The sequence below is a fragment of the Enterobacter sp. 22452 genome (genome assembly GCF_052045065.1).
Classification (GTDB): domain Bacteria; phylum Pseudomonadota; class Gammaproteobacteria; order Enterobacterales; family Enterobacteriaceae; genus Enterobacter; species Enterobacter mori.
Genome location: NZ_JBQEOB010000004.1, coordinates 80,249 through 95,701 on the forward strand (window position 1 = coordinate 80,249; position 15,453 = coordinate 95,701).

Here is a 15,453-nt window from a genome sequence, read left to right on the forward strand (position 1 = left end):
CCAAGGGGGAGAGGGTGAAAGGCAGCCAGTGGTTATCATTACGTTCGTCCCCCAAATCCAGCACCGAACAGTCCCCTCTCCCCTTTGGGGAGAGGGTTAGGGTGAGGGGTGTGGGGTGTGTTTTGTTATTTACTGTCAGATTTATATTCGTACTCGTAATACCCGTAATCCTGGTATCCGGTCGCGCGGCGGAAGATGGAGTTCAGGATCACCCCTTTCACCTCAATGCCGTTCTGCTCGAAGCGGCTCAGGCTGGTCTCGACTTCCTTCAGCGTGTTCACCGCGTAGCGCGCCACCATCAGCGTGGTGCCTGCATGACGGCCCACCACGGCGGCATCGGTCACGGCCAGAATTGGCGGCGTATCGATCAGCACCAGGTCGTAATGCTTACTCGCCCACTCCACCAGCTCGGTGAAGCGTTCGCTCATCAGCAGCTCGGACGGGTTCGGCGGCACCTGACCACGCGGGATCAGGTCAAATTTCGGGATAGAGGTCGGTTTCGCGCTTTCGCTAATCTCCCCTTTGCCGAGCAGAATTTCCGACAGGCCGTTAACGTTGTTGGTGCCCAGCAGCTCATGGGTGTAGCCCTTACGCATATCGCAGTCGATCAGCAGCACGCGCTTGTTGGTCTGGCTTACCACCGCCGCCAGGTTGGCACAGACGAAGGTTTTACCGATTGATGGGCTAACGCCGGTCATCATCAGGACGTTGTTTTTCGCCTGCATCATGGCGAAGTGAAGGCTGGTACGCAGGCTGCGCACTGCTTCAATCGCCAGGTCAGTCGGGTTACCCACGGCCAGCAGCTGGCTCTGTTTGTAACGCTTAACCCCTTTGATGGTTTTGACGCTGTCACGCGATTTTTGCCATTCGGAAAGCGGGATGCTGGCGTACACGTTGATGCCGTGCTCTTCCAGCACCTGCGGACTTTCGATACCGCGGTTGAACAGCGAGCGCAGCAGCACACCCACGATGGAGAGCATCAGGCCGAGAATAATGCTGCCGAGAATAATCAGCGCTTTCTTCGGCTTCAGCACGCCGGGCTGGGTGATGGCAGGGTCGACGATACGCACATCACCCACCGTACTGGCTTCGGTGATCTTCAGCTCCTGCTGTTTGTTCAGCAATTGCATATAGACCTGCTGACCGGATTCCACATCGCGGGTCAGACGCACAATTTCCTGCTGCGTCTTCGGCATGGCGGTCACGCGGTTGTTCAGCTTGGCCTTCTCTTCTTCCAGCGTCTGGCGTTTTTCCAGCAGCGTGCGGTAGGCCGGGTGGCGTTTGGTGTAGAGCTTGGAGATTTCCGCCTCTTTGAAGGTCAGTTCATTGAGCTGCGCATCAATGTTCACCATCGAATCAAGAACGGATTTCGCTTCCAGCGGCAGGTCAACGGAGTCTTTGTCCTGACGATAGGCATTCAGCTTGTTCTCTGCGGCATCCAGACGGGAGCGCACTTCCGGCAGCTGTTTGGCGAGGAAGGCGAGGCTTTTTGCGGCTTCCGCAGATTTACGCTCGACGTTCTGCTCAAGGTAGTTGCGGGTAATGCTGTTCAGGATATCGCGGATTTTGTCCTTATCTTCACCGGTGAAGGTCATGCTCAGGACGCCGGTGTCCTTCCCATTTTCGGTGACGGTAAGGTTGTTTTGCAGGTTATTGATCATCCCCAGCGTGGAGAATTTGGTGACGGTAAACTCACCGCCTTCCTGGGCGTGGATTGCACTCACCATCATGCTGACGCCGTCTTTGGTCAACATCTGCCCCACTTCACCGCGCGCGCTAAGGCCCGCATCGCTGGTCAGCTGGTACTGCTTCGGACCCAGCACCGTCAGGGTAAAGGTCTGATCGCCCGCCCCTTTTGGCAGCACGAAGTCCGTCACTTTGACAGTGTCATTGCTGCGCCCCATCAGACGATCCCAGCCCGCCCCGAATATCGGGAAGGTGTTTTTGGTGACGGAGATATCCAGCCCGAGGTCGTGCACCGTTTTACCCAGTACCAGACGCGACTGGATCAGCTGAATTTCAGCGTCAGATGCGGGCGGTTTGTTCGCCAGCGCAGAGCCGATATCCTGTACCAGCGAGTTACCGGTGTTCTGTTCAATTTGCACCAGCGCGTCAGCGCTGTAGATAGGCGTCGCGAACAGCGTATAAACGATCGCCGCCACGGCAAACACGGCGGTGATCCCTATCACCCACCACTTCGCTTCAACAACGGTGCCGACCAGGCGACCAATATCGATTTCATCACTGCCCGAAGTCGGGGCGGCAGAAGGTTTTGTTTTTTCTGTCATTGTTATCCCTGCTGAGCTTTCAGTGCCTGCGCCCACTGACGGGCAGACTGGTCAAGTAAGGTATATACCGCCTCAAATGCCTCACGGCTCTTGCGATACGGATCGGGGATTTCACGCTCGCCATCCCAGTGACCAAACAGCATCACCTTGCCGCGCATCTCCGGTGCGATCTCGCACAGCGCGTGAATGTGGCGTCTTTCCATCGTGAGGATCAGGTCATATTCCCGGCACATCCGGCCTGAGACCTGACGGGCAACATGCCCGTCAAGGGAGAGGTTATGAGCCTGCGCAACGCTCGTCGCACGCTCGTCGGCCCCTTTGCCAACCAGCGCGCCAAGCCCTGCGGACTCAACCGTTAACGCTGGCTCGTACTGCTTCAGCAGCCGCTCAGCCGTGGGGGAACGGCAAATGTTCCCCACGCATACCACCAGAATTTTGTTAAACATCGCGGATTACCAGGTATGAATGTCGCGCGCCGTATCCGTCATGTAGCGAACGCCACTGATGGTTGGCAGCAACTGGTTGATCAGGCGGTTCCAGCGAGCAACCGGCGCGGTGGTAACGTAGACCACATCGTATGGCTGGAGGCGGAACTCCGTTGCCATCACCAGCGACGTCGCATCAGACATATCCAGCTGGTAGATGTTGGCAATCTTGCCTTTCGTGCCCTCGCCTTTCAGCGGACGGATAACGAAGATACCGCTGGCGTTCGACGAGGTCAGGTCGATGCCTTCCGCGTTGCCCAGCGCTTCGGTCAGGGTCATACCGCTGAAGTCCATCTTGAGGGTGCTCTGTTTCTTCACTTCACCCATCACGAACACTTTTAGATCGTCGTTGCGTGGCACATACAGAATGTCACCCGGATAGAGCAATCGGTTCTGCGTCAGGTCGCCATTCTGCATCAGCGCCTGCAGCGAAATGCGCTGCTCTTTGCCTTCGTGGGTCAGGACAACGTTGCGCCAGTCGGCACCGTCGGTTAAGCCGCCTGCGGCGTTGATGGCATCCAGAACCGTCAGCGGGACGTTAGTGATGGCCTGCTGGCCGGATTTGTTCACCTGGCCGGAGATATAGGCTTTCTGCGAGCGGAAGGCGGCGATATTAACGTCCACCTGCGGGTCAGCGATGTACTGCGCTAAGCGGCCGGTAATATCACTACGGATCTCGGCCAGCGTCTTGCCAACCACATGCACTTTGCCGATGTACGGATAGAACATCGTGCCATCAGACTGAACCCAGTTACCGGTGTCGCTTGAGCTGCGGTACTGGCCCGCTGGGGTCGTCAGTTCCGGGTGGTCCCATACGGTCACGTTGATCACGTCACCCGGTCCTACGCGGTACTGATAAGAGGCGATTTCCTGGTCCAGCGACATATTCGGCTGGGCAACATTGGGACGCGGGCGTAATTGTTCCACCAGACGTGGGGTCAATGGATAAACATTCACCATTTTGTCGAGGTCAAAATCGGCGTCCTGCTGTTTGATCACATCCTTGCCCATAGTTGACATATTGCTGCCGGGAAAGACCGTGCAACCACTCATCAAGGTCACAGACACCAATAATGGCATCAATTTCATTTTGGATTTCATCATTGATTATTTATCACTTTGGCAGAGTAATTATCCTGTGCAATTTAAATAAGCGCGGGTCGTTTTGGCATTCAGAATGCAGTTAAGCAATTAGAAATATAACTGGCATCAGTCCTAAAAAAAGCTTATTCATCCATTGGCTATTGACAGAATAATCGAGGCTGATTCACACGCTTTCAGGCACGCTACCGCCCTTGGCTTTCAGTTACCAATCCACTGACTAAACAATGTGTTATGGATAGACACCCTCTTAAACAAGGTCTTATGGGGAATATTTCAGCCACGTTAAATAGCCCGTTGGCAATGAATTGCCACACCATAAGAACGAAACAAAAATAGCAACAAAGAAATTTAACATTTGATGCTGGGAGAATTGTTGCAGCTAACCTAATAGCAGGCAAGGAGACAACCCTCCTAATATCTGTTTTTAAGATTAATATTAATAGCAAAGTTTTGAGGTTTTAGGATTTTCTTTATATTGACAATATATGCGTTAAAGCCATTTACTGCGATATATCCTAAATGTGGCCCAGTGTAATTAAATCTTCTCCATTACCTTATTTACACGGCTCAATTTTTCACTCGTTTTATCCTCTCTTCTATTAAGAGAAATCTCAGCCTGGCATTGCAATTTCGGTCAGCTTTATCCATGATCGAAGTGTGACATTGCTCATATAACTGAAGGTATTGCTATTACTATGGAATGGATTGCCGATCCATCAATCTGGGCCGGGCTGGTTACGCTGGTCGTCATCGAATTAGTGCTCGGTATTGATAATCTGGTCTTTATCGCCATCCTCGCCGAAAAGCTGCCACCTGCGCAGCGCGACCGTGCGCGCGTTACGGGTTTGCTGCTGGCGATGGTGATGCGTTTGCTGCTGCTGGCCTCAATCTCCTGGCTGGTTACCCTCACCACACCGCTGTTTACGCTCTACGGCCTGAGCTTCAGCGCGCGTGACCTGATCATGCTCTTTGGCGGGTTGTTCCTTCTTTTCAAAGCCACGGTTGAACTCAATGAGCGGCTCGAAGGCAAAGACAGCGATAGCCCCACGCAGCGGCGCGGGGCGAAATTCTGGCCGGTGGTGGCGCAGATTGTGGTGCTCGACGCAGTTTTCTCCCTGGACTCCGTCATCACCGCCGTGGGCATGGTCGATCACCTCGCGGTGATGATGGCCGCCGTGATCATCGCCATCACGCTGATGGTAATGGCAAGTAAAGCGCTCACGCGGTTTGTGAACAGCCACCCGACCATCGTGATCCTGTGTCTGAGCTTCCTGCTGATGATTGGTTTCAGCCTGGTCGCCGACGGATTTGGTTTCCACATTCCTAAAGGCTACCTGTACGCGGCGATTGGCTTCTCGGTCATGATCGAATCGCTAAATCAGCTGGCAATCTTTAACCGTCGCCGTTTTCTCTCTGCAAATCAGACGCTGCGCCAGCGCACCGCCGATACGGTAATGCGCCTGCTGAGCGGGCGAAAAGAGGATGCCGAGCTGGATGCCGAATCCTCTGCGATGCTGGCCGATCACAGCGACGGGCAGATCTTCGATCCGCAGGAACGACGGATGATTGAGCGGGTGCTCAACCTGAACCAGCGCTCCGTCAGCAGCATCATGACCTCGCGTCATGATATCGAGCACATCGATTTGACGGCGCCGGAAGAGCAAATCCGCACCCTGCTGGATAAAAACCAGCACACTCGGGTCGTGGTGACGGGCGGTGAAGAGGAAGAGGAGCTGCTGGGCGTGGTGCACGTCATTGACCTGCTACAGCAGCAGCTGCACGGCGAGCCGCTTAATCTGCGCATGCTGGTACGCCAGCCGCTGGTGTTCCCGGAAGGGCTGCCGTTGCTCTCTGCACTTGAGCAGTTCCGTAACGCGCGGACCCACTTCGCGTTTGTCGTTGATGAGTTTGGTTCTGTGGAAGGGCTGGTGACGCTCAGCGACGTTATGGAAACCATCGCCGGTAATCTGCCGAATGAGGTGGATGAAATCGATGCGCGCCATGACATTCAGAAAAACGCAGACGGTACGTGGACGGCTAACGGCCATATGCCGCTGGAAGACCTGGTGCAGTTTGTGCCGTTGCCGCTGGATGAGAAGCGTGAGTATCACACCATTGCGGGTCTGCTGATGGAGTATTTACAGCGTATCCCGCAGCCGGGGGAAGAGGTTCAGGTGGGTGAGTACATGATTAAAACGCTTCAGGTTGAAAGCCACCGCGTGCAGAAGGTACAACTGATACCGCTACGCAGTGAGGATGAGATGGATTTTGAGGTGTAAAAAACCCGGGTGGCGCTTCGCTTACCCGGCCTACGGTGTCTGGTTTTTGTAGGCCGGGTAAGGCGTAGCCGCTACCCGGCACCACTGACATCAAAGCTTATCTAACAGCTTCTTCACGTCCTTGCCGGTTTGGGAATCTTTATTGCGGTCCGCCCAGCTATTCAGCCGACGTTTTGCTTCGTCTTGCAGATGCTTACGCAAGATCTGATCGACCTGCAGGCTGTAATTCAGCGCCTGCCATTTACCGTAAACGTTCAGCGGGATCGGCGTCTCTTTCAGGAAATCGATAAGCTCGCCTTCGCCTTCCCATCCGGAAAGCACGCGAACGTTAAACCGCGTATCCGCCGTCTCTTTCACTAAATCCAGCTTGCCCTCACCCGTCAACGACAGCAGAGAAGATGTTCCCTGCATCTCGTCCAGGGACAGCTTGCCGTTATCCAGGGTCAGCTCACTGGTAAAGTTATCGAGACGCGTTGCGCTATCGTAGTTTTCCTGCGCTTTGACATTGCTGCTGCGCTCTACCGCCTGTTGCACCAGCTGCTGGAAGTTGAGGCCTTCCATTCGGGTGTCTTTCAGCTCAACGTGCGCCTGACCCTGCCAGTCGCGGCGAAATGCCTCCGCGTCAATCTTCGTGCCGGAGAAATCCCCCGCCAGCGTCAGCTGCCCCGTGAGGTCAATCGGATAATTGAAGGCTTTGAGGATCGCGCCGATCTCAATGTTTTCAAGGCGTGGCTGGAATTCGGCGCTGGCCACATCTTTGCGCACGTCCAGCGTACCCGGCAGCGACATGTACCCCGTCCCCATCTTGCCGCTGAGTTCAGAGATCACCAGCAGGCCGTTATGGTTGAACATCTGGCTGCTGACGTCGGTGAAATCAATACCGCGCCAGCGTACGCTGTTGGCTTTCAGCAGTATGTCGGCGGAAAATCCGCGCAGACCGTTGTAATTGGGCTGATCGAGATTTGAGGAGATCACCGGACGCGGTTTCGCGGCCTGGCTTTGCCCTGTCTGCGCGACATCGCCGTCAGCCGCAGCGTTCGGCTGCGGTGGCAGCAGGTTTTCCAGGTTCAGCTTGTCGAACTGCAGGTCAAAAACCCATTTCGGTTTTTCAGCAAGCGAGACGCTCGCCTGCCCTTTCAGGGTACTGTCGTTGGCCTGCAGGTTGAGCGCGTTTAGCTCCAGCTGCTTGTTTTCTTCATGCCAGACGGCCTGCAGCGTACCCTGACCGGTAATCCCTGCTGTCGGCAGGTCTGCACCCGTCAGCTGCCAGTTCAGCTGCTGGACATCCGCCGTCAGACGATGGGGATAGTCCGACGCGTTCACGTTAGCGTTCATGGAGAGGTTCAAATCGCGCTGATCGCGGTTGACCCGCCCGGAGAACTCCACGGTGGCGATATGGTTGGCGTCCTGCTCCATCTTGAGGTTGATGTTGCGCACGGTGACCTGCTCGTCACCTTCATGCTGGAAGACCAGCACGCTGTCGGCCACTTTCAGGTTACCAATATCGAACGACCAGCCGGTATCAGACGGCTCATCCGGTAAGGTATTTTCGCGTGGTGCGACGGGGGCATCCGCTTTACGCACTGCCTCAGTTTGGGGAGTCAGCTGGATCACCGCCCCTTTCAGCATCACCTGGTCAACCTGAAGCTGATGCGAGAAGAGCGGGATCAAAGCCACATCAAGGCGCATATTGTCTGCCGACACCAGCGGCTGAGACGCCCCTGGCGCGGTTAACGACATACGCCCCGAGAGAATGCTGAGTTGCGGCCAGACGTGCCAGCGCAGCGGCCCGTCCAGCTTCAGTTCATACCCGCTGCGTGCTTCGACCTGCCGCACCATATAAGCACGGAAATCATTGGGGTTAACCAGCAGCACCAACGCAGAAAGGCCAGCCACCAGTACCACCAGCAAAATCATCAGCGTTGTCAGAACTCTTCTCATGGCATCCTCAGTGAACGAACAATCAGTCTTTATCAATACGACTGGCAACCGCACCCTGCTGGTCGCGATATTTCGCGTCCTGACGGCGGTTGTAAGGACGATCTGCCGGGCCCGTCAACGGCTCAAAGCTCAACGCGCCAATCATCATGCCCGGGCGCAGCGCCAGAGGCAATTTACCGGCGTTGAAGAACTCCAGTACGATGCGGCCAGACCAGCCGGGATCGATACGATGAGCGGTAACGTGAACCATCAGGCCCAGGCGCGCCAGCGAAGAGCGGCCATCCAGCCAGCCCACCAGATCGGCAGGCAGCGTCACCGACTCAAAGGTCACTGCCAGCGCCAGCTCACCGGGATGCAGATAAAACGCCTCGCCCTCATCAAGGACGATTTCGTCACTCATCACGCGATCGAGCGCGGCGCTGACTTCATCTTTCGGCCCGCTGAGATCGATAAACGGTGCCGTGTGGCCGCTGAAGGTGCGGAATTTATTCCCCAGGCGCACGTCAACGGTGACACCGTTAATGCGCTCTACCGGCGGACGCGGGGTGATAGACAGGCGGCCTTCATCCAGCCAGGCTTCTATATCGCGGTCACAAAGACGCATGGCACTTTCTCCTTTCGTGCATCGTGCCCCGCAACCGTAGGGTCACAGGGCAAAACCAGGTTATCTCTGAACGGTACACAATTCGCGCGGCTTATTCAAAAAACTGGCTGATTTTCGCTTTTAAGATATCAATAGCAATACGGTTTTTACCGCCACGAGGTACGATAATATCGGCGTATTGCTTAGATGGCTCGATAAATTGCAGGAACATTGGACGCACGGTTTTCTGGTATTGCGCCATGACGGAGTCCATGGAACGACCGCGTTCGTTAACGTCGCGCTTGATGCGGCGCATCAGACAGATATCCAGCGGGGTATCGACGAAAATGGAGAAATTCATCGACTCACGCAGACGCGCATCCGTCAGCAGCAGGATGCCTTCAAGGATAATGACTTTTTTCGGTTCAATGTGAACCGTTTCCTGCGTGCGGGTGTGTTCTACGTAGCTGTAGACCGGCAGTTCAATGGCCGTACCGTTTTTAAGCGACTGAAGATGCTGGAACAACAAGCTGTGATCCATCGCACTGGGGTGGTCGTAGTTGGTTTTGACGCGCTCTTCCATCGAAAGATGGGATTGGTCTTTGTAATAGCTGTCTTCGGGAATGACGCCGATGTGCTCATCACCGACTTGTTCACGCAATTCGCGATAAAGCGTACTGGCAATTAGACTCTTACCTGAAGCCGATGCGCCGGCGATGCCTATGATGACGCACTGATGAGACTTATCAGTCATAAATTTAGCGACCTGATTAACCTGGATGTTAAGGAAGGACGACGCCGGAGCGTCAAACGCGGCAATTATAGGGATTTCGCGGGCGTGATACCAGTCGAAAGCGCAGGTTATGCGAGACTGCCTGAAAAGTCTCTTTTTACTCCCTGAGTGAAATTTTAATGCCTGCTTTTTCGGCGTTCACCCGGAATTTTTCCCGGAGTAACTATTTAATAAGTCTATGATGTCAAAATCTGAGCAGTCAGCATATGATTTGTAAATTGTTTGTACTAGCATAAACGAAATTAATCCTTTCACGCGCCCGGACCTCGCTCCTGACGGCATGGCGTCCCTGGATAGAGCGGTAATGAATAAACAATACCAACGGGTTTTGGTTACCACCCCACATCCTTTATTACGACTTGTCTGCCTGGGCCTGGTCACCTTCATTTTTACCCTATTTTCACTCGAGCTGACCCGCTTTGGTACGCTGCTGGCACCGCTGTGGTTCCCGACGTCCATCATGATGGTGGCCTTTTATCGCCACGCCGGGAAAATGTGGCCGGGCATTGCGCTGGCCTGTTCGTTCGGCAATATTCTGGCCTCGTGGATGCTGTTCTCATGGGGTTCCCTAAACCTCGCCTATACCTTTGTGAATATTATCGAGGCGTGCGTTGGGGCGTTACTGTTACGCAAACTCCTCCCCTGGTACAACCCGCTGCAGAACCTTAACGACTGGATCCGCCTGGCCGTGGGCAGTGCGTTGATCCCGCCTCTTGTGGGCGGGGTACTGGTTTATTTACTGGTACCGAGCACTGAACCCCTGCGTAATTTCCTCATCTGGGTGTTGTCGGAATCCATCGGCGCGCTGGCGCTGGTGCCACTAGGACTGCTGTTTAAACCACACTACCTGCTGCGTCACCGTAACCCGAAACTGCTGCTGGAAACGCTGGTGACAACGGTGATAACGCTGGTTCTCTGTTGGGCGGCGATCACCTGGCTCCCGTGGCCTTTCACCTGCGTCATCGTTCTGCTGATGTGGAGCGCCGTTCGCCTGCCGCGAATGGAAGCCTACCTGGTATTTTTAGCCACTATCATGATGGTCTCCCTGATGATGGCAAGAAATCCGGCATCCATAACGCCGCAGAATGTTATCGTTGCGTTCAACGCCCCCTGGCTCCCCTTCCTGATGATGCTGCTGCCCGCCAACGTCATGACGATGGTGATGTACGCGTTTCGCGCCGAACGCAAGCACATTACCGAAAGCGAAGAGCGTTTTCGTAATGCGATGGAGTATTCCGCCATCGGTATGGCGCTGGTGGGGATCGAAGGCCAGTGGCTGCAGGCCAACAAAGCGTTATGCAATTTCCTTGGCTATAGTCAGACGGAGCTTCAGTCCCTCACCTTCCAGCAGTTGACCTGGCCTGAGGATTTGAACACCGACCTGGAGCAACTTGAGCAACTGGTAAGCGGCGAAATTAATACCTACACGCTGGAAAAACGCTATTACACCCGTAACGGCGAGGTTGTCTGGGCGCTGCTCGCCGTCTCCGTTGTCCGTCATGCTGACGGCACGCCGCTCTATTTTATCGCCCAGATTGAAGATATTAACGACCTGAAACAAACCGAGTGGGTCAACAAACGCCTGATGGAGCGCATTACGCTCGCCAACGAAGCGGGCGGGATTGGCATCTGGGAGTGGGATCTGGAGCCGGATATTATTAGCTGGGACAAGCGGATGTTCGAGCTTTACGAAATCCCGCCGCACATCAAACCAACCTGGCAGCTCTGGCATGACGCCATGGTGCCAGAAGACCGGGAGCATGCTGAAAAAGTGCTGCGCGATTCATTAATCGCAAGGCTGCCGTTTAAGCTGGAATTTCGCATTCGGGTGAAGGACGGCATTCGCCACATTCGTTCGCTGGCCAATCGGGTGCTGAACAAGCAGGGCGAGGTGGAACGCCTGCTCGGCATCAATATGGATATGACCGAGGTGAAGCAGCTTAACGAAGCGCTGTTCCAGGAAAAGGAGCGTCTGCATATTACGCTCGACTCCATCGGCGAAGCGGTGATCTGTACCGACATCGACATGAACGTCACCTTTATGAACCCGGTCGCCGAGAAGATGAGCGGCTGGCCGCAAACCGAGGCCATCGGGCAACCGATCCTGCGCGTGCTGCACATTACCTTTGGCGAAAATGGACCGTTGATGGAGAACATCCACAGCGGCGATATGTCACGGTCCGATATCGAACAGGACGTGGTGCTCAACTGCCGCAACGGCGGGAGCTTTGACATTCACTACAGCATCACGCCATTAAGTACCCTGGACGGGCACAATATAGGCTCCGTCCTGGTCATTCAGGACGTGACCGAGTCGCGCAAAATGCTGCGCCAGCTGAGCTATAGCGCCTCCCATGATGCGCTAACCCGGCTCGCAAACCGCGTCAGTTTCGAGAACCATCTCAAACGCCTGCTGCAAACGGTGCAGGAGACGCACCAGCGTCATGCGCTGGTGTTTATCGATCTCGATCGCTTCAAAGCCGTTAACGATACGGCAGGTCATGCCGCGGGCGACGCCCTTCTGCGGGAACTCTCATCCCTCATGCTGACCATGCTGCGCTCCAGCGATGTTCTGGCGCGGCTGGGCGGGGATGAGTTTGGCCTCCTGCTGCCGGACTGCAATCTCGAAAGCGCGCGCTATATCGCGGGACGGCTGATTAACACCATCAATAACTATCACTTCACGTGGGAAGGACGGCTGCACCGGATCGGCGCCAGCGCGGGTATCACGCTGATTGATGAGAGTAACCATCAGGCGGCGGAAGTGATGTCTCAGGCAGATATCGCCTGTTATGCCTCAAAAAACAGCGGACGTGGTGTGGTAACGCTCTACGAGCCACAGCAGGAGCGGATCCACAGCAACCGCAGCATGATGTCACTGGACGAGCAGTGGCATATGATCAAAGACAATCATCTGATGATGATTGCCCGCAGCGTCGCCTCCCCGCGCATTCCGGAAAGCGCCAGCTTCTGGCTGCTGTCGCTCCGCCTGTGGACCAGCCAGGGTGAAATGCAGGAAGAGCATGCCTTCCGCTCAGGTCTGGCGGAGCCTGAACTGCTGCACGCCCTCGACAGGCGGATCTTCAACGAGTTCTTCCGTACCTTTGCCGCGCCCGTTGCCGCAAAAGGCATGGGCGTTGCCCTTCCGCTCTCGGAAGCCGGATTAGCCAGCGTCACGCTGGTGGATGAACTGCTCGATTTGCTTGAGAAAAGCCCGCTGCCCGGCCGTCTGCTGCATCTGGTTATCCCGGTTGACGTGGTGCGCAACCCGGATGAAAACGCGCAGCGTAATTTGCAAAAACTCCGCCATGCGGGCTGCCGCGTGGTGTTAAGCCACGTGGGACGCGATATGAATGACGTTAACCACCTGAGCCCCAACATGGCTGATTATCTGATGCTGGATACCGACGTGGTTAACAACGTTCACGGCAATTTGATGGACGAAATGATGGTGACCATTATCCAGGGGCACGCTCAGCGTCTGGGGATGAAAACCCTGGCGGGACCCTGTCATCAGCCGATCGTCATGGATACGCTTTCAGGCATTGGTATCGACTTCATCTACGGCGATACCATCGCTGAAGCGCAGCCGCTGGAGCTACTGCTGAATACCAGTTACTTCGCCATCAATTAAGGGTGACCAGCCGTCGGTATACCAGATGTGTAACAGCGCATAGGAGCGCCACGGCTGCCAGCGTTCGGCATAGCGACGGATTTGCGCGGGCGTCATGCCCGCGAAGCGCTGCTTAATCAGATAATCATCCGGCAGAAAGACATCTTTCGCCTGCCAGCCGCGCAGGGCCAGATAGTTTGCCGTCCAGCGACCAATTCCCGGCCGCTGCTGTAGCGCCTTCATTCCGGCCTCAATGTCCGCGGGCGGGGAAAGCGGAAACGTCCCGTCGATCGCCGACTGTGCCAGATGAATCAACGACTCCGCCCGCTTTACCGGCATGCCTAAGGCTTTCAGCGCCATCGGATCCGCTGCGGCCAGCGCGTCCGGCGTGGGGAAACAGAGATAGCCCGGACAATCCGCCACCGGTTCGCCGCACAGCGCCACCACGCGCGACGCCAGTTTCGCCGCCATCGCCACGCTCACCAGCTGTCCGAGAATGGCCCGAACGCCCTGTTCGTAGGCATCCATTGCCCCTGGCAAACGCAAGCCCGGCCGCGCGGCACCGAGATCGCCCAGCGTATCCGCGATGAGCTGTGGGTTACAGGCGAGATCGAACAGGCGCGCTATACGTTCAAGGCAGGTCTGCGCAACCGGGATAAGTCCCGGACTGAGCGTCACGACCAGCGTATGGGCCGCGGTATCTGGCGTCACGCGAAAGACACCCCGATGACCATCGCAGGCAAAACTGCGCTCGTAGTAGTCGCCCGTGACGGTTTCAATGCCCGTGACCGCACGCGCGCCAAGAAAGCTAAACATCCACTGCCAGTCGTAAGGGGGTTGCCAGGTCAGGGTGTACATCGTCTCTCCTTTTGGGTTCTCCACAGCATAAACGGAAAGGTCCTGTTTCGCCTTGCTTTCATATTCCTGTTGTCGCCATGAAGACATTTCGTTAAAGTCTCGCCCCTTCTCACTGGCATGGGGATTTATCGTGTTTATTGGATTCGACTACGGTACGGCAAACTGCTCGGTTGCAATTATGCAAAACGGACAACCGCAGCTCCTGAAAATGGAGAAAGAGAGCACGCTGCTGCCGTCAATGCTCTGCGCGCCAACGCGCGAAGCGGTCAGCGAATGGCTGTTCCGCCATCACCAGGTTCCCGCTACCGCAGCGGAAACCCAGGCGCTGCTGCGCCGTGCGGTCAGCTTTAACCGTGAAGAAGATATCGACGTTACGCCATCCAGCGTGCAGTTCGGCCTCTCCTCGCTCGGTCACTATATTGAAGATCCGGAAGAGGTTTACTTCGTCAAATCACCGAAATCCTTCCTGGGTGCCAGCGGCCTGAAGCCGCAGCAGGTGGCGATGTTTGAAGATCTGGTGTGCGCCATGATGCTGCACATCCGCAATCAGGCGCAGACCCAGGTGCCGGATGCCATCACCCAGGCGGTGATTGGTCGCCCGATTAACTTCCAGGGGCTGGGCGGCGATGAGGCCAACCAGCAGGCGCAGGGGATCCTTGAGCGTGCGGCGCACCGCGCGGGCTTCCGCGACGTGGTGTTCCAGTATGAGCCCGTTGCCGCCGGGCTGGATTTTGAAGCCACGCTGACGGAAGAAAAACGCGTATTAGTCGTGGATATCGGCGGGGGTACCACGGACTGCTCGCTGCTGCTAATGGGGCCAGAGTGGCATAACCGTCGCGATCGTGAAAACAGCCTGCTGGGGCACAGCGGGTGCCGCGTAGGCGGTAACGATCTGGATATCGCGCTGGCATTTAAGAGCCTGATGCCGCTGCTCGGCATGGGCGGCCAAACGGAAAAAGGCATCGCCCTGCCGATCCTGCCGTGGTGGAACGCGATTGCCATTAACGACGTGCCTGCGCAAAGTGATTTTTACAGCACCGCGAACGGCCGCTTCCTGAACGACCTGGTGCGCGACGCGCAGGACGCCGACAAGGTCGCGCTGCTGTATAAAGTGTGGCGTCAGCGCCTGAGCTACCGCGTGGTACGTACTGCGGAAGAGAGTAAAATTGCGCTTTCCGACCGCGCAGAACATGCGGTCTCGCTGCCGTTTATCAGCGACGATCTGGCTACGGCGATTTCGCAGGACGGGCTGGAAACCGCACTTGCTCAGCCGCTGCAGCGCATTCTGGAACAGGTGCAGCTGGCGCTGGAAAACGGCAAAGAGAAGCCGGACGTTATCTACCTGACCGGCGGTAGCGCCCGTTCGCCGCTGATCAAGAAAGCGCTGGCGGAACAGCTGCCGGGCATTCCGAATGCCGGTGGGGATGACTTTGGCTCCGTTACCGCAGGGCTTGCGCGCTGGGCGCAGGTGATGTTTAGGTAGTGCTGCTGTGCCNACAAAATCCTCGA

Annotated in this window: 10 protein-coding genes; 3 read left to right on the forward strand and 7 right to left on the reverse strand. The window is 56.0% G+C overall.

The annotated features are described in order from the left end of the window. Window positions 1–125 precede the first annotated feature (125 nt). From wzc to ACTJJA_RS13050, 3 genes are read right to left on the reverse strand one after another with little or no spacing between them, the layout of a single operon-like run. Entirely contained in the window at window positions 126–2,288 is a 2,163-nt protein-coding gene (wzc, locus tag ACTJJA_RS13040; protein ID WP_089598067.1) for a tyrosine-protein kinase Wzc, read from the reverse strand. A 2-nt stretch (window positions 2,289–2,290) separates the two neighbouring features. Further along, complete coding sequence (gene wzb / locus ACTJJA_RS13045; RefSeq protein WP_010431923.1) at window positions 2,291–2,734, reverse strand: low molecular weight protein-tyrosine-phosphatase Wzb; 444 nt, start codon at window positions 2,732–2,734, stop codon at window positions 2,291–2,293. A gap of 6 nt (window positions 2,735–2,740) precedes the next feature. Further along, the gene (locus ACTJJA_RS13050; protein ID WP_063144532.1) at window positions 2,741–3,877 is read right to left on the reverse strand and encodes a polysaccharide export protein; all 1,137 of its coding nucleotides are present in this window, start codon (window positions 3,875–3,877) and stop codon (window positions 2,741–2,743) included. 695 nt (window positions 3,878–4,572) lie between these two features. Between ACTJJA_RS13050 and ACTJJA_RS13055 the strand changes: the two genes are divergently transcribed. After that, window positions 4,573–6,156 carry a TerC family protein gene (locus ACTJJA_RS13055; protein WP_440668370.1) on the forward strand — a complete coding sequence of 528 codons (1,584 nt, stop codon included), beginning with the start codon at window positions 4,573–4,575 and terminating at the stop codon, window positions 6,154–6,156. Window positions 6,157–6,246: 90 nt separating this feature from the next. Here the strand turns inward: ACTJJA_RS13055 and asmA are convergent, their stop codons facing one another. From asmA to udk, 3 genes are all read right to left on the reverse strand, one after another. Continuing rightward, window positions 6,247–8,097 carry an outer membrane assembly protein AsmA gene (gene asmA / locus ACTJJA_RS13060; RefSeq protein ID WP_440668372.1) on the reverse strand — a complete coding sequence of 617 codons (1,851 nt, stop codon included), beginning with the start codon at window positions 8,095–8,097 and terminating at the stop codon, window positions 6,247–6,249. A 22-nt stretch (window positions 8,098–8,119) separates the two neighbouring features. Continuing rightward, the gene (gene dcd / locus ACTJJA_RS13065) at window positions 8,120–8,701 is read right to left on the reverse strand and encodes a dCTP deaminase (RefSeq protein ID WP_006176323.1); all 582 of its coding nucleotides are present in this window, start codon (window positions 8,699–8,701) and stop codon (window positions 8,120–8,122) included. A gap of 91 nt (window positions 8,702–8,792) precedes the next feature. Then, window positions 8,793–9,434: a uridine kinase gene (udk, locus tag ACTJJA_RS13070; RefSeq protein ID WP_010431898.1), complete on the reverse strand. Its 642-nt coding sequence runs from the start codon at window positions 9,432–9,434 to the stop codon at window positions 8,793–8,795. Between the two features lie 343 nt (window positions 9,435–9,777). On the opposite strand from udk, the gene ACTJJA_RS13075 reads away from it, so the two are divergent. Continuing rightward, complete coding sequence (locus ACTJJA_RS13075; RefSeq protein WP_440668374.1) at window positions 9,778–13,107, forward strand: diguanylate cyclase; 3,330 nt, start codon at window positions 9,778–9,780, stop codon at window positions 13,105–13,107. Here the strand turns inward: ACTJJA_RS13075 and alkA are convergent. Next, window positions 13,072–13,944 carry a DNA-3-methyladenine glycosylase 2 gene (gene alkA, locus ACTJJA_RS13080; protein ID WP_440668376.1) on the reverse strand — a complete coding sequence of 291 codons (873 nt, stop codon included), beginning with the start codon at window positions 13,942–13,944 and terminating at the stop codon, window positions 13,072–13,074. The two genes, ACTJJA_RS13075 and alkA, sit on opposite strands and share 36 nt — an antisense overlap. A 130-nt stretch (window positions 13,945–14,074) precedes the next feature. Here alkA and yegD point away from each other — a divergent pair, with 130 nt between their 5' ends. Next, window positions 14,075–15,427 (forward strand): molecular chaperone, encoded by a 1,353-nt coding sequence (gene yegD / locus ACTJJA_RS13085; RefSeq protein WP_440668378.1) that lies wholly within the window; start codon window positions 14,075–14,077, stop codon window positions 15,425–15,427. Window positions 15,428–15,453: the final 26 nt, after the last annotated feature.